Source organism: Niveibacterium sp. COAC-50 (assembly GCF_013184235.1).
Lineage (GTDB): Bacteria > Pseudomonadota > Gammaproteobacteria > Burkholderiales > Rhodocyclaceae > Niveibacterium > Niveibacterium microcysteis.
Genome location: NZ_JABCJM010000002.1, coordinates 144,916 through 170,051 on the forward strand (window position 1 = coordinate 144,916; position 25,136 = coordinate 170,051).

At 65.8% G+C, this 25,136-nt stretch carries 19 protein-coding genes; 11 read left to right on the forward strand and 8 right to left on the reverse strand.

Features of this window, described 5'->3' with window-relative positions; translation table 11 throughout:
* The first annotated feature begins 80 nt into the window (after positions 1-80).
* Both HH302_RS08120 and HH302_RS08125 read left to right on the forward strand, forming a co-directional pair.
* A complete protein-coding gene (locus tag HH302_RS08120; RefSeq protein WP_172201153.1) occupies positions 81-389 on the forward strand; it encodes a metal-sulfur cluster assembly factor in 309 nt (102 codons plus the stop codon).
* Positions 386-1,468, forward strand: coding sequence for a hypothetical protein (locus HH302_RS08125; protein WP_172201155.1), 1,083 nt, complete (start codon positions 386-388; stop codon positions 1,466-1,468). Before HH302_RS08120 ends, HH302_RS08125 begins: the two co-directional genes overlap by 4 nt.
* A 6-nt stretch (positions 1,469-1,474) precedes the next feature.
* Here HH302_RS08125 and HH302_RS08130 read toward each other — a convergent pair whose 3' ends face one another.
* On the reverse strand, positions 1,475-1,657 hold the full coding sequence (locus HH302_RS08130) for a hypothetical protein (RefSeq protein WP_172201157.1): 183 nt from the start codon (positions 1,655-1,657) through the stop codon (positions 1,475-1,477).
* A 265-nt stretch (positions 1,658-1,922) separates the two neighbouring features.
* Here HH302_RS08130 and cysK point away from each other — a divergent pair, with 265 nt between their 5' ends.
* Both cysK and HH302_RS08140 read left to right on the forward strand, forming a co-directional pair.
* Positions 1,923-2,855 (forward strand): cysteine synthase A, encoded by a 933-nt coding sequence (gene cysK / locus HH302_RS08135; RefSeq protein WP_172201159.1) that lies wholly within the window; start codon positions 1,923-1,925, stop codon positions 2,853-2,855.
* A gap of 113 nt (positions 2,856-2,968) precedes the next feature.
* On the forward strand, positions 2,969-4,108 hold the full coding sequence (locus HH302_RS08140; RefSeq protein WP_172201161.1) for a MalY/PatB family protein: 1,140 nt from the start codon (positions 2,969-2,971) through the stop codon (positions 4,106-4,108).
* 351 nt (positions 4,109-4,459) lie between these two features.
* Here HH302_RS08140 and HH302_RS08145 read toward each other — a convergent pair whose 3' ends face one another.
* Positions 4,460-5,947 (reverse strand): methyl-accepting chemotaxis protein, encoded by a 1,488-nt coding sequence (locus HH302_RS08145; RefSeq protein ID WP_172201163.1) that lies wholly within the window; start codon positions 5,945-5,947, stop codon positions 4,460-4,462.
* 142 nt (positions 5,948-6,089) lie between these two features.
* Between HH302_RS08145 and HH302_RS08150 the strand changes: the two genes are divergently transcribed.
* Entirely contained in the window at positions 6,090-7,604 is a 1,515-nt protein-coding gene (locus HH302_RS08150) for a pyruvate kinase (protein ID WP_172201165.1), read from the forward strand.
* Between the two features lies 1 nt (position 7,605).
* On the opposite strand, the gene HH302_RS08155 is transcribed toward HH302_RS08150, so the two are convergent.
* A complete protein-coding gene (locus HH302_RS08155) occupies positions 7,606-7,905 on the reverse strand; it encodes a chorismate mutase (RefSeq protein WP_172201167.1) in 300 nt (99 codons plus the stop codon).
* A 25-nt stretch (positions 7,906-7,930) separates the two neighbouring features.
* Positions 7,931-10,366 (reverse strand): EAL domain-containing protein, encoded by a 2,436-nt coding sequence (locus HH302_RS08160; protein WP_172201169.1) that lies wholly within the window; start codon positions 10,364-10,366, stop codon positions 7,931-7,933.
* A 680-nt stretch (positions 10,367-11,046) separates the two neighbouring features.
* On the opposite strand from HH302_RS08160, the gene pepN reads away from it, so the two are divergent.
* Positions 11,047-13,746 carry an aminopeptidase N gene (pepN, locus tag HH302_RS08165; RefSeq protein ID WP_172201171.1) on the forward strand — a complete coding sequence of 900 codons (2,700 nt, stop codon included), beginning with the start codon at positions 11,047-11,049 and terminating at the stop codon, positions 13,744-13,746.
* 114 nt (positions 13,747-13,860) lie between these two features.
* Here pepN and HH302_RS08170 read toward each other — a convergent pair whose 3' ends face one another.
* Positions 13,861-15,672: a S8 family peptidase gene (locus HH302_RS08170; RefSeq protein ID WP_172201173.1), complete on the reverse strand. Its 1,812-nt coding sequence runs from the start codon at positions 15,670-15,672 to the stop codon at positions 13,861-13,863.
* A gap of 507 nt (positions 15,673-16,179) precedes the next feature.
* Between HH302_RS08170 and rhlP the strand changes: the two genes are divergently transcribed.
* Positions 16,180-17,019, forward strand: coding sequence for a rhombotarget lipoprotein (rhlP, locus tag HH302_RS08175; protein ID WP_172201175.1), 840 nt, complete (start codon positions 16,180-16,182; stop codon positions 17,017-17,019).
* Positions 17,016-17,618, forward strand: coding sequence for a rhomboid family intramembrane serine protease (locus HH302_RS08180; protein ID WP_172201186.1), 603 nt, complete (start codon positions 17,016-17,018; stop codon positions 17,616-17,618). The genes rhlP and HH302_RS08180 overlap by 4 nt, the downstream gene beginning before the upstream one ends.
* Here HH302_RS08180 and HH302_RS08185 read toward each other — a convergent pair.
* Entirely contained in the window at positions 17,597-18,721 is a 1,125-nt protein-coding gene (locus tag HH302_RS08185; protein ID WP_371814626.1) for a radical SAM protein, read from the reverse strand. The genes HH302_RS08180 and HH302_RS08185 overlap by 22 nt on opposite strands.
* A gap of 242 nt (positions 18,722-18,963) precedes the next feature.
* Positions 18,964-20,583: an ABC-F family ATPase gene (locus tag HH302_RS08190; RefSeq protein ID WP_172201190.1), complete on the reverse strand. Its 1,620-nt coding sequence runs from the start codon at positions 20,581-20,583 to the stop codon at positions 18,964-18,966.
* A 189-nt stretch (positions 20,584-20,772) separates the two neighbouring features.
* Here HH302_RS08190 and HH302_RS08195 point away from each other — a divergent pair, with 189 nt between their 5' ends.
* Genes HH302_RS08195 through egtD form a run of 3 tightly spaced genes read left to right on the forward strand, consistent with a single transcriptional unit; the run spans position 20,773 to position 23,425 of the window.
* Positions 20,773-21,156: a VOC family protein gene (locus tag HH302_RS08195; RefSeq protein WP_172201192.1), complete on the forward strand. Its 384-nt coding sequence runs from the start codon at positions 20,773-20,775 to the stop codon at positions 21,154-21,156.
* Positions 21,157-21,187: 31 nt separating this feature from the next.
* Positions 21,188-22,450, forward strand: a complete 1,263-nt coding sequence (gene egtB / locus HH302_RS08200) for an ergothioneine biosynthesis protein EgtB (RefSeq protein ID WP_371814628.1) — start codon at positions 21,188-21,190, stop codon at positions 22,448-22,450.
* A gap of 3 nt (positions 22,451-22,453) precedes the next feature.
* A complete protein-coding gene (egtD, locus tag HH302_RS08205) occupies positions 22,454-23,425 on the forward strand; it encodes an L-histidine N(alpha)-methyltransferase (RefSeq protein WP_172201196.1) in 972 nt (323 codons plus the stop codon).
* A gap of 55 nt (positions 23,426-23,480) precedes the next feature.
* Here the strand turns inward: egtD and HH302_RS08210 are convergent, their stop codons facing one another.
* Complete coding sequence (locus HH302_RS08210; protein ID WP_172201198.1) at positions 23,481-25,100, reverse strand: alpha-amylase family glycosyl hydrolase; 1,620 nt, start codon at positions 25,098-25,100, stop codon at positions 23,481-23,483.
* Positions 25,101-25,136: the final 36 nt, after the last annotated feature.

Genomic DNA, 25,136 nt, shown 5'->3' on the forward strand with positions numbered 1-25,136 from the left:
TCATTGATGCGAGTCAAGATCGCCGGAGCGCCTTTGCGCTTGGGCGCGGGCGGCTATCATGGGCGCAACGGAGGCCATGCATGACGACACAGAACCCACCTGATTTCGACGCAATCCTGGATGCACTTAGCGAGGTCGCCGACCCCGAACTGGGCGTCGGCATCGTGCCGCTCGGCCTGATCTACGAAGCCCATGCCGACGGCGCAACGCTGCACGTCACGCTCACGCTGACCTCGCCGACCTGCCCGCTCGGCGATGTGCTGATCGCCGATGTCGAAGATGCACTGACAGCCCGTTTCCCCGGCTTTGCACCGGCCGTGACGCTGACCTTCGAGCCGGCGTGGACGCCGGAGCGCATGAGCCCCGCCGCCCGCGCGGCGATGTCATGAACGCGGTTCGCCTGCTGCCAGTAGCCGGCGCGCTGGCCGCCCTGCTCGCCGCAGTGTGGGCAGGGCTGGTGCGTCTGGGCTTGCCGCTGCCGGTGCCACACGCGCAGTGGCCACTGATGCACGCAGCGCTGTTCGGCTGCGGTTTCTTCGGCACCGTGATCGCACTTGAACGCGCCATCGCCTACGGGCGCGAAGCCGCGTTCGCGGTGCCGCTCGCCAACGCCACGGCCACTGTCGTCGCCCTTGCGGGGCTGTGGGAGCTGGCGCTCTACATCTGGGTCGGCGCTGGCGTCGGCCTCGTCGTGGTGGCCTTCCTGCAAGCCCGTGCGATACGCGAACCGTATGCGGATGTGCTGACGCTGGCGGCGAGCTTCCTGCCGCTGGCCGCAGTGTTCGTGCTGGGCGGACATGGCACTGCCGCAGCGCTGAGCTGGATCGCCTTCCTCGTGCTGACGATCGCGGCCGAGCGGCTCGAACTCTCACGCGTGATGCCGCGCCCTGCATGGGCAACCGCGCTGCCGCCGCTGCTCGCTTTCGCCCTTGCGGTGCCAGTCTGGTTCGCCGTGAGCCACCCGCTCGGCGCGCAGCGCGGGCTCGCGCTCGCCTTGCTGGCGTGGGTCGCGTGGCTGGCGCGCTTCGACGTGATCCGCATCACCCTACGGCGGCCGGGTCAGCCGCGCTTCACCGCGGTATGCCTGATCAGCGGCTATGCCTGGCTGGCGGTTGCCGCCATCGTGCTCGGCGCTGCCAACGTGCCGCTCGGCGCCGGCGACGCCGCCTACGATGCGGTGCTGCACGCGGTGTTCGTCGGTTTTGTGATGTCGATGCTGTTCGGCCATGCGCCGATCATTCTTCCGGCGATTACCGGCTGGCGCCCACGCGTACGCCCGGCGCTGTATCTCGCGCTGGCCGTGCTTCATCTGTCAGTTGCGCTGCGCCTGAGCGGCGATGCGGTCGGGCTGACGAGCCTGCGCCAAACTGGCGGCGTAATGCATGTCGCCGCGCTGGTGCTCTATGCGCTGCTGCTGGTGCAAGGCGGCGGCACACGCATTCGCCTGAGCGCGCCGGCCAAGCGTTAGGCTGTATCAGACCCAGGCCTCGGGGGGCAGATCAAACTCCCCGATATCGCGCTCGCACAGCCGCTCAGCCGGCTCACAACCGGGCGGGCACAGCGACGGATCGCCCCACTGCGTGGCGCACCATATCTCGTCGAGTTGGTCGTCCGGAGCTGGCGCACGCACAGGGTAATCAACCGCATGTGGCGTCATATCGCCTCCTGAGCCGTCGCGGCGCGAAAGCCACGATTTTGATGGAATCGTGAATTAATAGACCATCAGCATCAGAATCGTCAAACCGCCGACTTGACGCAGCGCCGCAAAACCGTGGCCAACGGCGCACGCGGCGCCACGCCAATAGGCAACCCTGCCATGCATCCATATGCATATGCCCGCGCAGATATTGGGGCGCCCGACACATGCGCCTAGAATCCGCCCACAGCCCCAGAGGCCATCCCCTTACAAGGAGACGCACACCATGCGCATCGCGAATGACGTGACTCAACTGATCGGCCGCACTCCGCTGGTCCGCATCAATCGTCTGACCGCCGGCTCGGCCGCCACCGTCGCCGCCAAGCTGGAGTTCTTCAACCCCGCACACAGCGTGAAAGACCGCATCGCGATCTCGATGGTCGAAGCGGCCGAGCGCGACGGCAAGATCAAGCCGGACACGATCCTGCTGGAGCCCACCTCCGGCAACACCGGCATCGGCCTCGCCATGGTCTGCGCCGCACGGGGCTACAAGCTCACGATCGTGATGCCGGAAACCATGAGCCGCGAGCGCCGCCTGCTGCTCAAGGCCTACGGCGCCGAACTGGTGCTGACGCCGGGGCCGGAAGGCATGCCAGGTGCGATCAAGCGCGCCGAGGAAATGGCCGCCGCCGATCCGCGCTACCTGATCCCGCAGCAGTTCACGAACCCGGCCAACCCGGCCATTCACCGCAACACCACCGCCGAGGAGATCTGGGCCGACACCGATGGGCAGGTCGACATCTTCGTCTCCGGCATCGGCACCGGCGGCACGATCACCGGCGTCGGTGAAGTGCTCAAGGCGCGCAAGCCCGGCGTGAAGATCGTCGCGGTGGAGCCGGATGCGAGCCCGGTGCTGTCGGGCGGTGCACGTGGCCCGCACCCGATCCAGGGCATCGGCGCCGGCTTTGTGCCGGAGATTCTCAACACCTCGATCTACGACGAGATCGTCCGCGTGAAGAACGCCGACGCATTCGACCTCGCGCGCCGCGCCGCAACGGAAGAAGGCCTGCTCGTCGGCATCTCGTCCGGCGCAGCGCTGTGGGCGGCAACCGAGCTGGCGAAGCGGCCGGAAAACGCTGGCAAGCTGATCGTCGTGGTGATTCCGTCCTTCGGCGAACGCTACCTCTCGACCCCGCTGTACGAACACCTGCAGGTATAAGTCCGGCGTTACGCAGCGTCGACAGTGGCATATACAAACGCGACTTCGGTCGCGTTTGTCATTTGTGTGCCGGGTTAGGATGTCGGCTCCTTGCCTGCGGATACCACGACGACATGTACGACTTCGATACCCCGCTACCTCTCGCCGATCGCGCGCATTCGATGAAATGGTCGCGCTATGCCGGCCGCGATGTGCTGCCGATGTGGGTCGCCGACATGGACTTTGCCGCACCGCCGCCGGTGATCGACGCACTGCGCGAGGCGGTCGACTTCGGCCACTTCACGTACAGCAAGCCGACCGCGACGCTGACCGAAGCCACCATGGCCCATCTGGCCGACGCCTACGGTTGGCAGGTCGCGCCGGAGTGGCTGGTGTGGCTGCCGGGCCTCGTATGCGGCATCAACATCGCAGTGCGCGCCGGCTGCGACGCCGGCGACGCCGTTTTTACGGCCACGCCGGTCTACCCGCCCTTCCTCGCCGCACCGGGGCTCGCGGAGCGCCGCCTCGAACGCCTTGATCTGGTGCGCGGCGCGAAGCGCTGGGAATGGGATTTCGACGCCGCCGACGCAGCGCTCGCGAAGAGCCGGATGTGGTTGCTCTGCCACCCGCACAACCCGGTCGGTCGCGCATGGGACGCCGACGAACTGCGCCGCATCGCGGAACTGGCCGAACGCCACGACGTGGTGCTGTGCTCGGACGAGATCCACTGCGGGCTGGTGCTCGACCCGGCCAAGCGCCATGTGCCGATCGCGGCGCTGGATCCGGCAATCGCGCGGCGCAGCATCACGCTGATGGCGCCCTCGAAGACCTTCAACATCCCAGGCCTCGGCGCCGCGTTCGCGGTGATCCCGGACGCCGCGCTGCGGCGCCGATTCGAGAGGGTGATGGCCGGCATCGTGCCGCATGTGAATCTGCTCGGTCTGGTCGCGATGGAAGCGGCGTTCCGAGACGGCGAGCCGTGGCGCCGGGCCCTGATCGACTACCTCGCCGAGAACGCGCGACGCGTCGAATCGCGGATTGCGGCCTTGCCTGGCGTGAGCATGACGCCCGTCGAAGCGACCTACCTTGCCTGGATCGATTGTCGCGAGCACGCCCTGGAGCATCCGTCGGCCCACTTCGAGGCCGCCGGCCTGGGCCTCTCCGATGGCCGGGACTTCGGCGCGCCGGGTTTCGTGCGCCTTAATTTCGGCTGCCCGCGCAGCACCCTTGAGGCCGGCCTGGATCGCTTCGCCGCAGCGCTCTCAGGCCGCTGACCACACGGCGGCGCCTGAAAACACAACGGGCCGAATCCCACTGGGAATCGGCCCGCAATTTCGGTCAGCGCAACCCGCTCACCGATCGCCGTTGTCTCTTACGGCGTCATTCTTCTGGTTTGTCTCCATCCTCTGGCTCGATTCCTGGACTGGCGCGATAGCTACCGGAATCTGCATTTCTTTAGCCTTCGCCTTCTTGGCTGCCTGACGAAGTGCGCGGAGTGTAGCCAGATCGGATTCTCCGGTCGACAACTGTCAAGCCAGCAATTCAAGTCAAATGACAGCCGTGTTGCAATCAAGCCAGAAGCAGCCCGGGCAGTAATTCGCGACCGAATTGCGAGCCCAGGCAAATCAGTGATCGAACCGCTCCACTGCGCCGTGCAGATCCTGTGCCGTCTGCGCCAGCAACTGCGACCGGTTGGCGATCGCAACGCTTTCGCCACTGGCCTCGGCGGCAACCGCGCTCAGGCGCGCCACCGCTGCAGCCACTGAATGCGCAGCCTCGCGTTGCGTGCGCAGTGCCTCTTCGATGCCGGCGATGTTGTCGTCCACCCGGCTGGCACGACGCAGGATCGCCTCGATTGCACCACTCGCGCGCTCGGCGTTGCCCAAGCCGGCTTCGACTTCCTGCACCGCGCGCGCCATGCGCTCGGTCACGTCGTTCTTCACTTCGATGATCTCGCTCACCATGCGCGTGATGTCGCCGGTGGCGCGGTTGGTCTGCTCCGAGAGTTTTCGCACCTCATCCGCCACCACGGCGAAACCGCGGCCGGCCTCACCGGCGCGTGCCGCTTCGATGGCCGCATTGAGTGCGAGCAGGTTGGTCTGCTCGGCCACCGTCTTGATCATCTGCACCACCTGGCCCACGGCATCGGACTTGGCGCCCAGCGTCTCGACCGAGGCAGATGCCGCCTCTACCGCCTCAGCCATGCGCCGCATCGCATCGGCCGCCTCGCTGATCACCGCGCCGCCGTCGCGCGCCGCTTCGCGCGAGCGCACCGCCGCGTTGGCGGCCTCCGCTGCACGTTCGGAAATCGTGCCGACGGTCTGTTCCATGTCGCTCGCAACGTTGCCGGCGCTCGCGCTGGCATCGGCCTGCGCCTGCACTCCGGCCAAAATCCGCGCGCTGGCGGCGGCCAGCTCGGTCGCCGCCTCAGCCAAGGCGCGTGCCGACGAGGCCGCGACGCCCACGGTGCCACGCAGGTCGTCCTGCATCGCATGCATCGCGGCGATCATCGGGCTGCGGCTGATTTCCTTCTCGTCGAACTGGAAGTCCAGCTTGCCGGCCTTCACCGCCTTGGCGAACTCGGCGCCCACCTGCGCGCGCAGCAGCACGGTACGCAGCATGAAACCAAGGAAAGCCAGTACGCCGGTGACGACGAGCATGGCACCGAACTGAGCGGCGATCTGGCCGCTGCTGACCGCGTGCTGTGACGACCAGACCGCGTCGGCGCAGGCCCACAACACGGCGCCGAGCAGCACCGTCTTCTGGTCGCAATAACCGAGCAGGATCATCACCATCGCAACCGCCGCGAGCCGCGGCCAGGCGGCGCCACCGCCCAGTTGCAGCAGCAGCACGGCCATTACGACGACGCTGGCCATGGCGATCAGGCGGGTTGGCGTCGCGCCCGGCGCTAGTCGGTGCGACACCGCCAGGGGCAGAAGCGCCACCAGCGCCCCCACGATGGCCGTAGTCAGCGCTCCACCGCCCAAACCTATCGCCACCGCCACCAGCCCGCCCAGGCCGACCAGACCCAGCACGAGCTTGTCGGTAACCGAGCGCGCAGCAAAGAACACCCCATCGCGCGACTGAGACAGCCGCATGATCATCGTCGTCATGAAATCTCCGTGCAGATCGAATACGGTGCAAGCAGGGTTATCGGCAGCGAACGCCGCAACCTGAGGCGCAACACTGCAATCGGCCTGCAATGCCGGGCGGCGAAGATCACTGCCCCGCTTCCTGTATTCCGAAAGGCGCGCCATGCCGACCACGGTCGCCGACAAGACTTCACTGCACCTCGCCAATCTGTACACCGAACTCGAAGCCCTGCGGGCGGACATCGCCGACGAGGGCGAAGGCCTGGTCGACCAGTGGGCCAGCTGGATCCGGCGCGCCGACTTCGCGCCCTCGGCACGCAACCTGGCCTGCTACCTTGCGCTGCGACGGCGCGACCTGTGTGCCCTGCAGGAGGAACTGACCCGCTTTGGCCTTTCATCGCTGGGGAGAAGCGAGTCGCGCACGCTCGAATCGCTTGCCGCCACGACCGCCCTGGTGGCCCGCGCAGCCGGCGTGCCCGAAGCGCACCAACCCGCCCTGCCCGCGCGTGGCGATTTCATTGCCGGCAACCGCCGCCTCGAAGAAGAATGTCTGCGGGTCTTTGGCGTGCCGAGCCCGCAGCGGCGCACACGCATCATGGTGACCTTGCCCGACGCTGCGGCGGACGACAGCGAACTGCTGCGCGGCCTGCTGCAACGTGGCGTCGAACTGGTTCGCATCAACTGCGCACACGGCGACGAGGCGAACTGGGCGGCCATGATCGACCGACTACGCGCCACCGAACGCAAACTTGGCCTGCCGCCGCGCACGCGCGTGCTGATGGATCTCGGAGGGCCGAAGCTGCGCACCACCGTTTTTGCCGGGGCCAGCGACAAGCCGCGCTTCGGTGTTGGCGACAGCTTCTGGCTCGCGCGCGCGCCGTCCGACGTGCCCACGGGCGAACGGGCGATCGGCTGCAGCCTGCCCGAGGTCATCGGCCAGCTCGCGCACGGCGACCCGGTTTGGGTGGACGACGGTGAACTGGGTGGTCAAGTCACCGAACGGCGCCACGGCGCGGTTCGGGTGCAGATCACCCATGCACCAAGCGATGGCAAACGCCTGAAGGCGGACAAGGGGCTTAACTTCCCCGCCTCCGAACTCGCCGTGCCGGCGCTTACCGAAGCCGACTTGGCCGCACTACCCTTCGTCGCACGCCACGCGGATATCGTCGGCTATTCCTTCGTGCAGGGCGCCGACGATGTCGCGCGCCTGCAATCGGCGCTGGAGTCCGCCGGCCGGCGGGGCGCGCAGGCGCCGGCCTTGCTGATGAAGATCGAGACACGGCGCGCGGTGCGCAACCTCCCCGAGATCATCGTTGCTGCCGCCGGTCGCAACCCGGCCGCGGTCATGATCGCGCGTGGCGACCTCGCGGTCGAACTGGGCTACCAACGCTTGGCCGAGATTCAGGAAGAGATTCTGTGGCTCTGCGAAGCCGCTTCGGTACCAGTGGTGTGGGCGACCCAGGTGCTCGAATCGCTCGCCAAGCGCGGCCAACCTTCGCGCGGGGAAATCACCGACGCAGCGATGGGCGTGCGCGCCGAATGCGTGATGCTGAACAAGGGGCCTTACATCCTCGACGCGGTCGATCTGCTCGCCGACGTGTTGCAGCGCATGGAGGCCCACCAGCGCAAGAAGACTGCGCGGCTGAGAGCTCTGCAGTCTTGGCAGGCCTTGTTTTGATCTAGTCCTGAGCAGAGGCGGCGCGCGCCGCCAGCGCCGCATGCCTGCGCACGACTTCATCGATGATCGTGCGAAAGACCTGTTGTACAAGCGCCGCATCGAGCCCATGGCTTTGCGCCAGGGCCTCGTAACGCCGGCCTTGTTCGCGCTCGCGCGAGGGATCAACGGGCTTGGCGCCGGCTTCCGCCTTGAGCCGTCCGATCGCTGCGGTCACGTCGAAGCGATCGGCCAGCAAGCCGATCAGCCGTTCATCGATCTCATCGATCCGGTCGCGCAGGGCGAGAAGCTCGGGTTGCGTCATCAGGAAGGCATGCCTGCGGAACCGATCAGCCCACCGCCGCGAGGCGCGCGCTGACTTCGTCCGCCGTCAGCGGTTGGGAGAACAGGTAGCCCTGGAAGCTGTCGCAAGCCAGCGCGGTCAGCGCAATGCGGGTGCCTTCGTCCTGCACGCCCTCGGCGACCACCGCCAGACCCAGACCACGCGCAAGGCTCACGATCGAGGCGACCACCGTCGCTGCGCGGGTGCTGCGCACCATCTCCTCGACCAGGCTGCGGTCGAGCTTGAGGATGTCGAGCGGCATCCGCGCGAGCATCGCCAGGTTCGAATACCCCATGCCGAAGTCATCCAGCGAGATGCGGATACCGGCATCCTTGAGCCGGCCGAGTACGCGTGCGACGCCCTCGGGGTCTTCGATCAGCAGCGATTCGGTGATCTCGACCTCCAACGCGTCGGGTGGCAGCCCGCTCGCCTTGAGCGCATGCTCGATCGCAGGCAGCAGTTCGACATCTCGGATCTGCCGCGCCGACACGTTCACCGCCACGCGCAGGCTGTGGTGCCCGATCGCCCGCCAACTGGCGAGCTGCATGCAGGCGTGCTCAAGCACCCAACGACCGATCGGCACGATCTCGCCGGTATCTTCAGCGATCGGGATGAAACGCGAGGGCGGCACCCAGCCAAGCTTCGGGTGGCGCCAGCGCAGCAGCGCCTCCAGCGCCACGACGAGGCCGTTACGTGCAGCGACGCGCGGCTCGAAACGCAGTTCGAACTCGCCGCGCTCAGTCGCGTGACGCAGCGACTTCTCCAGCGCAAGCCGTTCGTGTGCGGCCTCGGCGAGCGACACATCAAACAGCGCATGGCCACCGCGGCCCGACTGCTTGACCGCGTACATCGCCATATCGGCACAGGCGATCAGCTGCTCCGGCTCATTGCCGTCCTCCGGATGCAGGCTCGCGCCGATACTGCAATCCAGATAGAACTGTTCGCCGCTGACCGCGAAGGGCTGCTCAAAGCAACGCCGCACGCGCGCCACCGCCAGCGCCAGCTCACGATCGGCCAGCCCACGACCGGCGCCGACCGGCGCTTCGAGCGGCATCACCGCGACGAACTCATCGCCACCGTATCGCGAGAGCAGGCCGCCATCTCCGCAGGCTTGCGCCAGCCGCTGCGCGACGTCACACAGCACGCTGTCGCCAGCCGTGTGGCCGAGCGAGTCGTTGATCTGCTTGAAACGGTCGACGTCGATGAAGATCACCGCGACATGCTCGCCGCCAGCCGCGGCATGCAACATCTCGCCAAGGAAGGAGATCAGCGCACGCCGGTTCGGGCAGCGGGTGAGCGGATCGCGTTCGGCGAGGAAGCGCACCTGACGCTCGATTTCCTCGCGCCGGGTGATCTCGCGCTCCAGCCGCTGCACGGTTTCGGACAGCTCCCGCGTGCGCTCGGCAACACGGGTTTCCAGTTCGGCCTTGTCGGCGCGGGTGTCTTCCAGCGAACGCACCGCCTGCATGTAGCGCAGGTTCTGCGAGCTGGTACGTTCGAGCTGGGTCAGCCGCGCGGTCAGCAACTCACGGTGCGTCGCCAGCGCCGCCGTCGTGTCGCCGATCCGCTCGTAGTGTTTGTGCAGCTGATCGAGGCAGGCCACATGGCAGTCCAGCAACGCATGCTTCTGAGCCGCCGCCAGCGCGCGATCCATGTGGGCATCGAAGGTTTCGCTGTCACTGATCTCGGCGGCAATCGTCGCGAGGTGGTAGTGGCTCCACGCCTCGATGATCGGCTCGCCCATCGCTTCGCCCAATTCGAGCGCATCCTCGATCGCATCACGCGCGGCGTCCAGCGTGCCGCGCAACTGGTGGATCACCCCCAGCTGGCCGAGGGCGAGGGCGCCGAGGCGATTAGCGCCCTCGCGGCGACTGATCTCGAGCGCTTCGACCAGGGCTTCACGCGCCTCCTCATGGCGGCCGAGCGCGATCAGCGGCGTGGCGCGGTTGTAGAGCGCGTAGCCCAATTCGATAGCGTGCTGCGGGCAGCGCAGGCGGTAGATGCGCTCGGCGCGCTCGGCCAGGTGGAGGCCCTCGGCCGGCCGGCCGGAATTGGAATAGGTAACCGCCTCGGTCACCAGAGCGCGTGCCTGACCGCGAGCTTCGTCGATCAAATCGAACAGGTCGCGCGCGGTTTCGATGTGGCGCAGCGAATGATCGAGCAATCCACTCGCCGCGCAGACCGTGGCCAAGTGGTGGTGTGCCCAGGCTTCGCCGAGGCGATCGCCGTTGGATTCGAACCAGGTCAGTGCCGCGCGCAGATGCGTCGTCGCATCCGGCACGCGGCCCAGCACGCGCAGGATCTCGCCCAGGCCGAGCCGGATGTTCGCCGCCAGCGGACCATCGGACGCGTTCAGCGCATCATCGAGCAACTCTTCGGCATAGCGCAGCGCCCGTTGCGGTGCTGTCTCGCGCAGCCGGTCGAGCTGTGCAAGAGCATCCATCCGCCTATCCGCGCCGCTACCAACGTCTGACACCTGAGCTGCAAGAACCACCGTGACCTCCGCATGCGTGCGCGGAGTCTGCCACGACTTGGGCGGGTCGTCAGAGCCATCTGTCCGCGTTCGCGGGCGGATTGCCGGGCGACGCGCAATTTGCGCCGGGAGCACAAGCAATCGCTGTCAATTCGGAACCGTCTGGAAACTGTGCAGGCAGTCACGGCCTTTGCATTGCGGCCAGCGGCAATTCGGGATTACCCGCAAAGCGGCCTGCGGATTAGGTTTTCTATGTTTTCGTTCGATCGGAAAGTTTTTTTTGAATTGCGCAATCCCCGCAAGGATTGCAAACGACGAGGCTGGTTTAATTCGTTCCAAGGCGTTACGGACTCCCCCCGTCCCCCCCCCGAAGTCGCTTCCCCCAGCGGCCTCTCCTCCTCCGTAGCGTCCTTGTCTCCCCCCGCCCGTCGGTCGAGTCCCCCCTCACCGACGGGCTTCATCTTTCTGGCTTCCGCTTCGCTCACCTGTTCGCCCCGCGCCGGCAATTCCCGGTCGCATCGACGACAACCGAGCGCCGTTTGCTCCACTAGAATTTCGCTCCATTCCAGAATGGCGGAACGGGCGTGCGCGTGGGCGCAAGCACCGGCTTCTGCCCCGCCTATGCACGGCGCCCAGACCGAGGAACCCCCATGCGAACCGACACGCCACAAGCGATCTACCTGAAGGACTACACCCCGCCGGCCTTCCTGATCGAGACCGTCGATCTCGACGTCGCGATCGAAACCGGGCACGCCACGGTAACCGCGGCACTCGCCTGCCACCGCAACCCGGCGGCGGCTGACCCGAGCGCGGCGCTGGTGCTGACCGGCGAAGAACTGAAACTGGAGGCGATCCGCCTTGATGGCCGCCTGCTTGGCCAGGGCGAATACGCGCTGTGCGATGACCGCCTGCTGATCCACGCCGAACTGCCCGAGAGCTTTACGCTGACCACGGTCAGCACGATCAACCCGGACGGCAATACGCAGCTGTCGGGCCTGTACCGCTCGAAGGACGGTTACTTCACCCAGTGCGAGGCCGAAGGCTTCCGCCGCATCACCTGGTTCCTCGACCGGCCTGACGTGATGGCGAAGTACACCGTCACGATCCATGCCGACAAGGCGCAGTTCCCGGTGCTGCTGGGCAACGGTAACCCGGTCGGTGCCGGTGACGAAGAAGGCGGCCGCCACTGGGCGAAGTGGGAAGACCCGTTCCGCAAGCCGAGCTACCTGTTCGCGATGGTCGCGGCCAAACTCGACATGCTCGAAGACTGGTTCGTCACCAAGTCGGGTCGCAAGGTGCGCTGCGCGGTGTACGTGGAGCCGGGCAAGCTCGACCAGTGCGGGCATGCGATGGCAGCACTGAAGAAGTCGATGAAGTGGGACGAAGACGTGTTCGGTCTGGAGATGGATCTGGACCACTACATGATCGTCGCGGTCGGCGACTTCAACATGGGCGCGATGGAAAACAAGGGCCTCAACATCTTCAACACGAAGTACGTGCTGGCCCGCCCGGACACCGCCACCGACATCGACTTCCAGAACATCGACCGCGTCGTCGCACACGAGTACTTCCACAACTGGACCGGCAACCGCGTGACCTGCCGCGACTGGTTCCAGCTCTCGCTGAAGGAAGGCCTCACGGTGTTCCGTGACCAGCAGTTCGGCATGGACATGCATTCGGCCGGCGTGACCCGTATCCAGGAAGTGCGCACGCTGCGTACCGCACAGTTCCCGGAAGACGCCGGCCCGATGGCGCACCCGATCCGGCCGGCCAGCTATGCCGAGATCAACAACTTCTACAGCGCCACGGTGTACGAGAAGGGCGCTGAAGTGATCCGCATGATCCACACGCTGATCGGCAAGGACGCCTTCCGCAAGGGCATGGATCTCTACTTCGCGCGCCACGACGGTCAGGCGGTGACCTGCGAGGACTTCGTCGCCGCGATGCAGGACGCGTCCGGCCTCGACCTCACACAGTTCAAGCGCTGGTACAACCAGGCTGGCACGCCGAAGCTGGTTGTGCGCGGCGCCTACGACGCAGCAACCAAACGCTTCACGCTGGATGTCGAGCAACTGTATCCGGCCACGGCCTACGAAAAGCGCCTCGAAGCCGAAGGCAAGCCCGTTGCGCGCGGCGCCTACCACCTGCCGCTGGTGTTGGGTCTGCTCGATGCCGATGGTCGCGAGCTGCCGCTTCGCCTCGCGGGCGAGACGAGCGCTGCGGGCACCCAACGCGTGCTGTCGGTTACCGAAGATCGTCAGAGCTTCGTGTTCGAGGACATCGCGGCCGCACCCGTGCCCTCGCTGCTGCGTGGCTTCTCGGCGCCGGTGGTGCTGGACTACCCGTACACCGCCGCGGAACTGACGCACCTGATGGCGCACGACAGCGACGCCTTCTGCCGTTGGGAAGCCGGTCAGCGCCTCGCAACCGACATCCTCACGGCAGGCATCGCGGCCTACCAGGCTGGCGACGGTGATTCGCTCGCGTGGATACCGACGACCTACGCCGATGCGATCCGCGCGCTGCTCGGTTCGGCCTTCGCGCCGGGCGGCGATCCGGCGCTGGTGGCCGAAGCCCTGGCGCTGCCGTCCGAAGTGGTGCTGATCGAGGCCACCGACGGCACCGTCGATCCGGACGCGATCCACGCCGCCCGACTCGCGCTGCGGCGCCATCTTGCCCGTGAGCTCAAAGGCCCCCTCGCTGCGGCCTACCATGAGCTGAAGGTGGATGCGCCCTATTCGCCCGAGGCCCAACAAGCGGGCGCACGCGCTTTGCGCAACGCCTGCCTCGGCTACCTTGCCGAGATCGACGACGCCGAATCGCGCGCCTTGGTCATGACGCAGTTCGATACCGCGGACAACATGACCGACACGATGGCCGCGCTTGCTGCGATTGCGCAGTTTGAGGTGGCAGAACGCGACGACGCGCTCGCCCGCTTCCTCGACAAGTGGAAGGACGAGGCGCTGGTTGTCGACAAGTGGTTGATGGTTCAGGCCACCGCGCGCGCTGCGGATACGGGCCAGCGTGTGCGCGCCCTGCTGCAGCACCCGGCGTTCGACATCAAGAACCCGAACAAGGTGTATGCGCTGATCCGCGCGTTCTGTGCCGCGAACCCGAAGCATTTCCATGCCGCCGACGGTTCGGGCTACGCGTTCGCCGCCGATGCGATCCTGCAACTCGATGCGATGAACCCGCAGGTGGCATCGCGCATCGCACGCGCCTTCGACCGCTGGCGCAAGTTCGACACACATCGCCAATCGCTGGCGCGCGTGCAGCTGGCTCGCATCCAGAGCCAGAACGGCCTCTCGCGCGACGTGGCTGAAGTGGTCGGCAAGGCGCTCGACAGCTGAGCACGCGCCGACGCAACGTGAGCCCCGCCCCGGCATCGCCGCGGCGGGGCTTTTCATTTCACACGCAAAGTTCGGCGGACACCTTGCGGCGCCCGCCGGCCTGTGACGCCCTGCTTACCAGCTTGCCGTCAGCGAATACTTGCCGTTGGTCGAGCCGGTGCCGCCGCTGTAGTAGCGCACCTGTACATAGCGCGTGACCGTCGTCGTGCCGGTGTTGGTGGTGCTTGCGGTATCGGTCTTGCCGGCACCCAACTCACTCTTCGCGATCTGCGTACCCGCAGAGTTGTAGAGGTAGAGGTCATAGTCAGCCGTGCTGAGGCCCGGCACGAGTGTCGCAGTGAGCGTCTTGCCGGCCGGCAGATCGACGCGGTACCAGTCCTGGTCGGTACTGGAAGCCATCGTGCCGGCCACCTTCGACGGCTGCGACAACAGCATCGGCGCGGTGCGGGAGTTGTTCGGCTCCACCTCGGTCACGTTCACGACACCGCCGCCACCGCCACCACCGCCATTCGCCGCCGCCACTGCCGCGCTGGCATCGACGAGGCCCGCACCGCATCCGGAGCAGGTGCCCGGGAAGGGGCGCACGGTGCTGGTGAGCACGCCCTTCACCTGATCCGGCGTGAGCGCCGGATTCTTTGCAATGACGAGCGCCGCGACCGCAGCAACATGCGGTGTCGCCATTGAAGTGCCCTGGTAAAAGGCATAGGAATCCGCTCCGGGCGACTTGGTGCCCGCGTTGAGGGTGGACAGGATGCCGTTGGACGCGCTGCCACTCATATCGCCCCCGGGCGCCGCGAGCGTCACGATGCTGCCGTAGTTGGAGTAGTACGCGCGATCGCCATAGCGACCGGTCGCCGCTACGGCGATCACGCCGGAGCAATTCGCCGGGTTCGAGTTCGACGCGTTCTGGTTCTCGTTGCCCGCCGCCACCACCACCACGGTGCCGCGCGAACGCGCCGAGGTGATCGCGTTCTGCGTGGTGGTGTCGCAAGCACCACTGCCGCCTAGCGACATGTTGATGACCCGCGCAGGCGTGGCGTTCGCCGGGACGCCGCTGACCGCGCCCCCTGATGCCCAGACGATCGCATCCGCGATATCCGAGGTGTAGCCGCCGCAACGCCCCAGCACCCGCAGCGGTTGGACGCGCGCACCGTAGGCGATACCGGCAACCCCGCTGCCGTTGTTCGTCAACGCGGCAATCGTGCCGCCCACATGCGTGCCGTGCCAGCTTGAATTCGTGGCAGCCCAGCCGGTGCCGCACTCGCCCGCATTGGTCCAGTCGCCCGGGTCACTCGCGTCGGCATCGCGGCCATCGCCGTCGTTGGACACGGCAGTGTCGGAGATGAAGTCGTAGCCTGCGACGATGTTCGCGGCGAGGTCGGCGTGTGGCCGATAGCCGGTGTCAATCACCGCAACCACCACGCCGCTGCCGTTGCCCTGGTCCCACGCCCCCGGCACACGCATGCCCGCGGTGGCTTCGTAGAGATCCCACTGCTCCGCGTAGCGCGTGTCGTTCGGCGTGAAGAGCGCATGCATCATGCGGTCCGGCTCCGCGTATTCGATACTGGCATCGCGGGCCTTCAGTTCGGCGATCAACTGCGACGCTTCAGCCTGCGTGACCTTGCGGTCGAGCTTCACGACGTCCGCACCGAGGGCGGTCTTTCGCAAAGCATGCATCGTCACACCCAGGCGCGCGCCGGCAGCTTCAAACACCTGCGCACGCTGCGTCGCCACCGGCGCCGATTGCGCGCCGATGTTGAGCGTGTTGCGGTATTTCACGATCAGGCGATCGGTGTGTTCAACCGGTGCCTGCGGCACATCGAACGCGCTGATGGTGCCGCCAGCAATTGCAAGTTGGGGAAGGGCTGCCGCGAGACATGCGGCGATACCGGTCACGCGCGTGACCGGGGAACGGCGAACGATCATCTTGGACATCTCCTGTTGTGGTCCAGACCCCACCGGGGTATCCGGCGGCAGTCAATTCCGCGCGACCCGATCACCCGATTAAGGTGCGCGTCGTCACGAAACCCGCTGAGCGAGTCGGCCGAGTATGCCGCTCACATATTTGTACGTGCGAATCACTTTTTCGGAGACAACCCACTCGCAACACGCCATGCAATATGGGTAGATCTCCCATGCTCGGCGCGCGTCCTCCGTGCCGAGCCTCAGAGCACAATAGAACCCACGCAGGCAATCCTCAAGGTCGAATTCGCACCGCAACGCGGCCACTGCAGCGAGCGCACGGGCCCTCCATTTGTTGGGTCGAAACACGAACCTGCCGACGGGGTCAGCGGGCCACGCTGCGCGCCGGCACGGGGCTTGGTATCGGAATCTGCTACGCAAACGCGCAGGCGATGCAACGTGTGATGAGACGCTCGCCAAAGCACGCGAGCGGCGCAAGCATCGCGTTACCGTCAACACCACCCGAGAACCATGAATACCCGCACTCTTGTTCGTCGCGCCGCGGCAGCGCTGGCGCTCCTTACGCTGGCCGGCTGCGCCAGCCTGTGGCATCGCACCGACACTCACACCCAATCGGGCAGCGCCGTCGAATACCTGTTCCCGGATGCCAAGCAAGCGCCACAGATGGCACCGGGCGTCACCACGCTGCGGCCGCCGGTCAAGGTCGGTATCGCGTTCGCCCCCGCCGCGCAGTGGGGCTCCGCGATTCCCGAGCAGCAGAAGACGCTGCTGCTCGAAAAGGTGAAGGGCAACTTCGCGAGCCTGCCTTACGTGGGCAAGATCGAGGTGATTCCTTCGTCCTACCTGCGCGCAAAGGGCGGCTTCGCGAACCTCGAACAGGTGTCGCGCATGTTCGACGTCGATGTCGTCGCACTGGTGTCTTACGACCAGGTCCAGTTTGTCGACAACGGCGTGCTGTCGATGCTGTACTGGACCATCGTGGGTGCCTATGTCATTCAAGGTGATCGGTACGATGTGCAGACGATGGTCGACGCCGCTGTCTTCGATGTTGCGAGCAAGAAGCTGCTCTTCCGCGCACCAGGCACGAGTCGCATCAAGGGCAGTTCGACCCTGGTGAACTACAGCGAAGCGTCTCGCGAGGCACGCGCTGCAGGATTCGACGCCGCGGTGGATGATCTGATCCCGAACCTGAAGCGCGAGCTCGACGGCTTCCGCGAGCGCATGAAGACCGATAGCAGCGTGCAGATCGTCAATCGGCCCGGCTATAGCGGCGGCGGTGGCCTCGGCCTCGCCGGCGTGCTGGTGGCGATCGGCCTTGTGATCCTGATCGGGCTGCGCCGCCGGTCATGAACACCCACCTGCGCTGGCCATCCGCCAGCCTTGCGATAGCGGCGATCAGCCTCGCCGCCATCGCGCTGCCCGAGCTTTGGGTCGCCCGATTCGAGTTGACGCGGGCACCAGTCGCAGGCGCCGCCCTCTGGCAACTGTGGAGCGGCCACCTGCTGCATTTCGGCGCTGCGCACGCACTGACCGACCTGGTGACCCTGATCACCGCCGCCGCCATTGTCGAATCGGCGCTGGGCAGTCGCCGAGTCTCGCTGCTCTATTGCGTGGCAGCGCCCGTGCTGAGCCTTGGAACATTGCTCACGGCGCCGGCACTCACCGCCTATCGCGGTGCATCGGCGCTGGCGGTGATGATGAGCTTTGCGGCAGCCGGCGTACTGTGGCGTGAGGCCCGCCTGCGCGCGCCGGTGGTGCTGCTCATCACGGCCTTTGCGGCAAAGCTGGCCGGCGACGCACTCGGCAGCGCCACCGATCTGGCTGGGCTGCCAGCGGGCGTGGCAGTGGTATGGCAGGCGCACGCCGCAGGCGCCTTGCTTGGCGCCGGGGTCGCGCTGCGCCTTGCGCGTGAGGGCAGCGCCGGGCGCTACGGCATGATCTCGACGTAGTCGTAAACCGGGCAGTCGAGGATTTCGCGCTGCAAGGCTTCAGGCAAGGCGGCATACCAGTCCGCAAGCGGATAACGGTCGATCGCCTGCCCGAGGTGGCGCACCAGTTCGCACACCGGGTCGGTAATGCCACTGCGCCAGGCATCGTCTTTGCGCACGTACCCCATCCACAGATTCTTCATGCAGTTGCCGCGACACCAGGCTTGCGCTTCGCAAGCGCCGCAGGGCATGTCGGGGTGCTGCTGCAGCGGGCTGGGCACGAGCCAGTTCTCGGCGAGGTCCCCCATCTGCATGTCGGGGAGGTGCATCAGATCCGGGCACGGGAAGATGCGCCCGTCCGGCATCACGTTGAGGATGTGCGATGAGACGCGACACTGCGCGCGACCATGGTGGCGTTCATCAACGAGTTGCGGGAACAGCTTGTTGCGCACGATGCCCATCAGCGGGATCACCGGCAGCAAGGCGTCGGCATCGCGGAAGAAGCGCGCCACCAGATCGTCGAGCACTGCCTTGCGGCGTATCAGCGCTGCGTCGCCATAGGCGTGATCGGCAACGAACTGAAAGTAGAGGTAGTCGAAGCGATCGAGCAGCGCTTCGATCTGCGCGAGGTCGATCTCGTCGCTGGACCAGGTCATGCGAGCCGTCAGAGAGCCGCCAACGCGTGCATGAACGCGCTCGACATTGCGCATCACCTGACGATAGATGCCGCGCCCGCGATAGCCGTCGGTGACCTGCTCGCCTCCATCGATCGAGACCAGGATGTTGTCCAGTCGCCGCAGCACCCATTCGGGCAGATCGTCGAGCAATGTGCCGTTGGTCTGAAGCTGGAAGCGGAAGTGCGGGTATCGCCACATCACTGCTTCCATGAATGCGCGGTTCAGGGTCGGCTCGCCGCCGTAGAAGGTGACGTAGACGTCCTTTGCACCAAGGTGTGTTTCGACGAAACGGTGCAGCGTGTCGATGTCGTACTCGACCTTGCCCTGCGAGCCGAGCACGTCGCCTTCACTGATCGAGCAATAGCTGCACTTGAGGTTGCACTGCAGCGTGGTCAGCAGTTGCAGTTCGACACGATGGCCGATGATCGCGGGGAGGTCGCTCTGCACTGGGGGCCGCGAGCGGACGAATGAAATGGGTTGCGCGTGCATGATGCCAAGGGCTTTGCCGGGGGAGCGCGATTTTGAGCGCCACGACGAAGCCCCGCTTGGAGCAAGGTCAACGCCGGCGCAGTCTGTGGTCGCCCGAGGCAAGGCGCGCGGACACCGACCGGTGGAGCACGACGAGCGCGGCATGAAAAAAGGCCGGCGCCTTTCGGCGACCGGCCTTTCCAAAACGCATCGGCTGAGTCTTACTCGACGCCCTGGCTGTGCAGGTATTCGTCGTAAGTGCCGCGGTAGTCGATGATCTGACCGTCCTGCTTGATCTCGATGATGCGCGTCGCCACCGAGCCGACGAACTCGCGGTCGTGCGAGACGAACAGCAGCGTGCCGTTGAAGTCCATCACGCCCGAGTTGAGCGACTCGATCGACTCCATGTCCATGTGGTTGGTCGGCTCGTCGAGCAGCAGCACGTTCTTGCGCTGGAGCATCAGCTTGCCGAACAGCATGCGACCCTGCTCGCCGCCCGAAATCACCTTGACCGACTTCTTCACGTCGTCGCCCTTGAAGAGCAGCCGGCCGAGCGTGCCGCGGACCAGCGTCACCGCGTCGTCGCCCTCATAGCCGCCTTCGCGCACGTAGCCTGAGATCCAGTCGGTCAGATTCTCGCCGCTGGCGAACTCGTCGGCGTGATCTTGCGCGTAGTAGCCAAGCTTGGCCTTCTCGGCCCATTTCACGGTGCCGAACTGCGGCTTGAGCTCGCCCATCAGCAGTTTGAGCAGCGTGGTCTTGCCGACGCCGTTCTCACCGATGATCGCCACCTTGTCACCGGCGTCGATGGTGAGCGTCAGATCCTTGATGATCGGCTTGCCCGGTTCGTATGCGAAGGTAAGCTTCTCGATCTCCACCGCCTGGCGGTGCAGCTTTTCCTTCTCGTCGTAGTCGAAGCGGATCCACGGGTACTGGCGGCTCGAGGGCTTGAACTCGTCGATCTTGATCTTCTCGATCTGCTTGGCGCGGCTCGTGGCCTGGCGGGCCTTGGACTTGTTGGCCGAGAAGCGGCGCACGAACTCCTGCAGTTCGGCGACCTTTTCCTTCGCGCGGGCGTTGTCCTTGGCCTGCTGCTCGCGCGCCTGCTGCGCGGCTTCCATGTAGTCGTCCCAGTTGCCCGGGTAGATCTGGATGCGGCCGTAGTCCAGGTCGGCCATGTGGGTACAGACCTGGTTCAGGAAGTGACGATCGTGCGAGATGATGATCATCGTGCTCTCGCGCTGATTGATCACGTTCTCCAGCCAGCGGATCGTGTTGATGTCGAGGTTGTTGGTCGGTTCGTCGAGCAGCAGGATGTCCGGGTTCGAGAACAGCGCCTGACACAGCAGCACGCGCAGCTTCCAGCCGGGCGCGACTTCGCTCATCGGGCCGGTGTGCTGCGAGGTCGGGATGCCCACGCCCAGCAGCAGTTCGCCCGCACGCGCCTCGGCGGTGTAGCCGTCGTACTCGGCGAAGTGCGCCTCCAGTTCGGCGGCATGCATGTAGTCTTCTTCGGTCGCCTCGGGGTTCGCGTAGATCGCGTCCTTTTCCTTCATGCAGGCCCACATCTCGGCATGGCCTTGCATCACGACGTCGATCACGCGCTGGTCTTCGTAGGCGAACTGGTCCTGGCGCAGGAAGGCCATGCGCTCGCCCGAATCGAGCGACACGTTGCCGGCGGAGGGCTCCAGCACGCCGGCGAGGATCTTCATGAAGGTCGACTTGCCTGCGCCGTTGGCGCCGATGAGGCCGTAACGGTTGCCGTCGCCAAACTTGATCGAGACGTTCTCGAACAGCGGCTTGGCGCCGAACTGCATGGTGATGTTGTTTGCGACCAGCACGACGTATCCCTTTGCTCTGCCATCGGGCGGCCGTCCGCCCGGAAAAACCGCATATTGTAACGCGGAATTATTGCTTTCCACTCAAAGACTTGCGCCCCTTGCGCGAAAGCCGGCGAACTTCGCGTTGTGGTGCGCCCCGCGATGGTCTTAACTGCAATCTGAAGCCGCTCCCCCCGCAGGAGGCACGCCATGCTCGCCGATGCCCCAGTCACGACCCTGTTGCCCGTCGTGGATCTCGACCGCGCCCGCCATTTCTACGAACAAAGCCTGGGCCTGCGCCCGGTCGGCGCACGAGCGGACGGCAAGTTCATATACGCCTGCGCCGGCGGCGCCTTGCTGGCGCTCTTCCCGCGCCATCAAGGCACGCGTGCCGAACACACCGCGCTCAGCTTCCAGGTGCCGGACGTCGAAGCCGCTGTGCGGGCACTCGAGGCAGCCGGCGTGGTGTTCGAGGACTACGATCTGCCCGGCCTTCGCACCGAGGGGCATCTCTGCGTTCTGGGTGCGGAGCGGGCCGCCTGGTTCAAGGACAGCGAAGGCAACATCCTGTGCGTGCATCAGGACCTTGCGTGACAGGGCCTTGCCGCACGGCGGGATGCGCGCCGTGACGAGCCCGGCCGACGCAGCGCAGTACACCGCTGCGCTCGCGGCGCGCTACCACGAGGTACGGACCCTCAGCCTCGCACTCGCGGAACCACTAAGCGCCGAGGATCAGTGCGTACAGTCGATGCCGGACGCGAGCCCGACGAAATGGCATCTCGCCCATACCACGTGGTTCTTCGAAACGCTGGTACTCCGCGCCAGCCTGCCCGGCTATCGCCCCTTTTCCGAAGCCTTCGCCTATCTGTTCAATTCCTACTACGAATCGCTCGGCGCCCGACAAGCCCGGCCGGAGCGTGGGCTGCTGACGCGGCCGCCTCTGTCGGTGGTGCTGCAGTACCGCGCACAGGTGGACGAAGCGATGGACGCACTGCTCGCAACGTCGATCCCCGTTGAGTTGGCAGCCACCATCGAACTGGGGATCCAGCATGAACAGCAGCATCAGGAGTTGATCCTCACCGATGTGAAACACCTGTTTTCACGCAACGTGCTGCTGCCGGCCCATTCCGCCGCCTCACTGCGGCCGCGCACCGCGCCAGTGGCGCTAGCGTGGATCGAATTCGAGGGAGGCCGTTGCGAGGTTGGCCACGCTGGTGCGGGCTTCGCCTTCGACAACGAGTGTCCGCGCCACGCGGTGCTGCTGCCGCCGTTCTGCCTCGCCAACCGGCCCACGACCTGCGGTGAATACCTCGCCTTCATCGCCGACGACGGCTACCGGCGCCCGGAATTCTGGCTGTCCGATGCATGGGCAACGGTACAGGCCCAGGGCTGGCGGGCGCCGCTGTATTGGCGAGAGATCGACGCCGAATGGCACATCTTCACGCTGCATGGCGAACGCATGCTCGACCCCGATGAGCCGGTGTGCCACCTGAGCTTCTATGAAGCAGCGGCATTCGCGAACTGGGCGGGCGCACGGCTTCCGACTGAATTCGAGTGGGAGGCCGCGATCGGCTCGGCAGCATGCGATGGCCACTTCATTGAAGCCGGTCGCCTGCATCCGGAGGCCGCGCACCCGGGCAACGGTCTGCTGCAGTGCTTTGGCGACGTATGGGCGTGGACGCGCTCGTCCTACGACCCCTACCCCGGTTTTCGCCCGTTTTCAGGCAGTGCCGGTGAGTACAACGGCAAGTTCATGGTCGGGCAACTGGTGCTGCGCGGGGGCAGCTGCGCGACACCCGCAGGGCATATCCGCGCGAGCTACCGCAACTTCTTCCCGCCGGCCGCGCGCTGGCAGTTCTCAGGATTGCGACTCGCAAGGGAGTGCTAGACCATGGACCGTCCGCCCGCCTACGCCACGTCACGCCTGACCCGCAGCCACACCGCCCACAGCGGCTTCGCGCGCGACTTTGTCGAAGGCCTTGCCGCGCACCCGCGCCGCCTGGCGCCGAAGTACTTCTACGACACAGCGGGTTCAGCCCTGTTCGACCATATCTGCGCGCTGCCCGAGTACTACCCCACGCGCACCGAGATCGGCATCCTGCGCGCCTGCTCCGAGGACATTGCCGCCTGCATCGGGCCAGGCGCCCAGATCGTCGAGTTCGGCGCAGGTTCCGTGCTGAAGATCCGCCTGCTGCTCGACGCACTGCACTCGCCGGCGGGCTTCATCCCGATCGACATCTCCGGCGAGCACCTGCACGCTGCGGCCGCGGCGCTGCAACGCGACTATCCGGCGATCCCGATCGAGCCTGTGGTGGGCGACTTCACCGCACCGATCACGCTGCCAGCCTGCCCCGCAGGGGCGCGCCGCGTGGGCTTCTTTCCGGGGTCCAGCCTTGGCAACTTCGAGCCGGACGATGCAATCCGCTTTCTCCGCCACGCAGCCGAAAACCTCCACGGCGGCGGCATGCTGATCGGGATTGATCTCGTCAAGGATCCGGCGCGCCTGCACGCCGCCTACAACGACGCGGCGGGCGTCACGGCCGCCTTCAACCGAAACGTGCTGGTGCGCGCGCAGCGGGAGCTGGGTGCAGAGCTCGCACCGGAACGCTTCGCCCACTACGCGTTCTACAACGCCCCCTTGCGGCGGATCGAAATGCATCTGGTCAGCGAGACATCGCAGCGCATCGTCGTACTCGGGCGGCGTTTCGACTTCACGCCCGGCGATACGCTGCATACCGAAAACTCCTACAAGTACACGATCGACGACTTTCGCGAACTGGCGCGCAGTGCCGGGTATTCGCCCGGCGCGTGCTGGTGTGATCCGGATCGCAGCTTCAGTCTGCACTGGCTGGCGATGCAATGAAAAAGGCCCCGCGGCATTCACGCCACGGGGCCATCTGCGTTACTAAGCGAGTGCCTTACTTCGCGATCGTGTAGACCACGAAGGACTGCGGCTGCACCGTGGTGCTGAAGCTGCCGCCAGAAGTCACAGCGCCGCCAACGCCGCTCGCAGGCCACGCCACCGACACGCTCGCGCCAGCAGGAAGGCCGGTGAAATTCACGCTCGATGCGGTGGAGCCATAGTTGATCGCGACGAGCGCCGTCTCGCTTGCAGTGCTGCGCGTGAAGCTCATCGTCCAACCGTTGGCCTGCGGATTGTCGTAGCTGCCCGCGGCCAGCGCCGGATGCGCCTTGCGCACCGAGATCAAGGCCTTGTAGAAGCTCAACAGCGAGTTGGCATCGCCCAGCTGCGCAGCGACGTTGTTGGTCGAGACATTGCTCGACACTGCACGGAAGGGCTTGCCAGTGGTGAAACCGGCCGTCGTGGTGTCGGCCGTCCAGCTCATCGGCGTGCGCAACTTCCAGTCGCCACTGAGGCTGTTGTTGTTGGCCATGCCGATCTCTTCACCGTAGTAGATGAAAGGCACACCGGGCTGCAGCATGTAGGTTGCCACCGCGAGCCGGTATTGCGGCAGGTTGCCGTTCAGCTGCGTCCACAAACGATCGCCGGCAAAGGCGTCATGGTTCGACACCATCGCCGCCATGTTCGCCGGCGCGCCGGTGAAGTAGTTCGCCACCGCCGCCACCGCACTGCTGCTGCCCTTCGCTGCGCTGACGATGTCGTAGTTGTGGCCAAACGCGAACGCACTGCCGCAGGCGCTGGATGCACTGAAGCCCTTCGGATCGATCGGCGCCTCACAGACCATGTAACGGTTCTGGTAACCGTTGAGCATGGAGAGGATGTCACCCATGATCACGTAGTTCTCCGGCTGGCCTTCCCAGGCCGAAGGGCCGTTCTCGACCAGGTTGCCGACGGCGTCGAAGCGGAAGCCATCGACACCGCGGTTGAGCCAGAAGCGCATGCTGTCGCGATGGTAGGCGAGCACGCTGGCATTGCGCAGATTGAAGTCAGGCATCTGATCCCAGAAGCCGGCGAAGTAGTAGCCGGTGCTGCTCGACTTCCATGGGTCGTTGCCGTAGATGTTCCATCCGCTCGGCTTGGTGCTGGACCAGATGTACCAGTCGCGCCGCGCGCCGTCCTTCGCCCCGCTGGAGTTGAGGAACAGCGGGTTCTGCGCGGCGCTGTGGTTCATTACGTAGTCGATGATCACGCCGATGCCGCGCGCGTGGGCGGCGGCCACGAAGGCGTCGAAATCGGCCAGCGAACCGTACTGCTTTTCGATCGCGCGATAGTCGCTCACCGCATAGCCGTGATCGTTGTCCTGCGACTGGGTCACCGGCATCAGCCAGATGCCGGTCACGCCCAGGTCCTTCAGGTAATCAAGGCGCTGGGTGAGACCCTTGAGGTCACCAATGCCATCGCCGTCGCTGTCCTGATAGCCACGGACATAGATTTCGATGAACGGCCCCTGCTTCCAGGTGGCTGGCAGTACGGAGCCGGGATCGCCCTTCGCCACCGCGGAGACATCCGCATCCGGCAGCGTTTCCGGCGGCACAACCGTTACCGACCCGCCACCACCACAGGCAGCAAGCGAAACCAGCATGGGCAGCAGAGCAAATCGAAGAGCACGACGCATGAAGCCTCCTGTACGGGGCATGAGGGAATCGCGTGA

What these genes read in the sequence shown, in the direction of transcription:
- HH302_RS08120 (WP_172201153.1), top strand. Translation starts at nt 81, where the DNA reads ATGACGACACAGAACCCACCTGATTTCGACGCAATCCTGGATGCACTT.
- HH302_RS08125 (WP_172201155.1), top strand. Translation starts at nt 386, where the DNA reads ATGAACGCGGTTCGCCTGCTGCCAGTAGCCGGCGCGCTGGCCGCCCTG.
- HH302_RS08130 (WP_172201157.1), bottom strand. Translation starts at nt 1,657, where the DNA reads ATGACGCCACATGCGGTTGATTACCCTGTGCGTGCGCCAGCTCCGGAC.
- cysK (WP_172201159.1), top strand. Translation starts at nt 1,923, where the DNA reads ATGCGCATCGCGAATGACGTGACTCAACTGATCGGCCGCACTCCGCTG.
- HH302_RS08140 (WP_172201161.1), top strand. Translation starts at nt 2,969, where the DNA reads ATGTACGACTTCGATACCCCGCTACCTCTCGCCGATCGCGCGCATTCG.
- HH302_RS08145 (WP_172201163.1), bottom strand. Translation starts at nt 5,947, where the DNA reads ATGACGACGATGATCATGCGGCTGTCTCAGTCGCGCGATGGGGTGTTC.
- HH302_RS08150 (WP_172201165.1), top strand. Translation starts at nt 6,090, where the DNA reads ATGCCGACCACGGTCGCCGACAAGACTTCACTGCACCTCGCCAATCTG.
- HH302_RS08155 (WP_172201167.1), bottom strand. Translation starts at nt 7,905, where the DNA reads ATGACGCAACCCGAGCTTCTCGCCCTGCGCGACCGGATCGATGAGATC.
- HH302_RS08160 (WP_172201169.1), bottom strand. Translation starts at nt 10,366, where the DNA reads ATGGATGCTCTTGCACAGCTCGACCGGCTGCGCGAGACAGCACCGCAA.
- pepN (WP_172201171.1), top strand. Translation starts at nt 11,047, where the DNA reads ATGCGAACCGACACGCCACAAGCGATCTACCTGAAGGACTACACCCCG.
- HH302_RS08170 (WP_172201173.1), bottom strand. Translation starts at nt 15,672, where the DNA reads ATGATCGTTCGCCGTTCCCCGGTCACGCGCGTGACCGGTATCGCCGCA.
- rhlP (WP_172201175.1), top strand. Translation starts at nt 16,180, where the DNA reads ATGAATACCCGCACTCTTGTTCGTCGCGCCGCGGCAGCGCTGGCGCTC.
- HH302_RS08180 (WP_172201186.1), top strand. Translation starts at nt 17,016, where the DNA reads ATGAACACCCACCTGCGCTGGCCATCCGCCAGCCTTGCGATAGCGGCG.
- HH302_RS08195 (WP_172201192.1), top strand. Translation starts at nt 20,773, where the DNA reads ATGCTCGCCGATGCCCCAGTCACGACCCTGTTGCCCGTCGTGGATCTC.
- egtD (WP_172201196.1), top strand. Translation starts at nt 22,454, where the DNA reads ATGGACCGTCCGCCCGCCTACGCCACGTCACGCCTGACCCGCAGCCAC.
- HH302_RS08210 (WP_172201198.1), bottom strand. Translation starts at nt 25,100, where the DNA reads ATGCGTCGTGCTCTTCGATTTGCTCTGCTGCCCATGCTGGTTTCGCTT.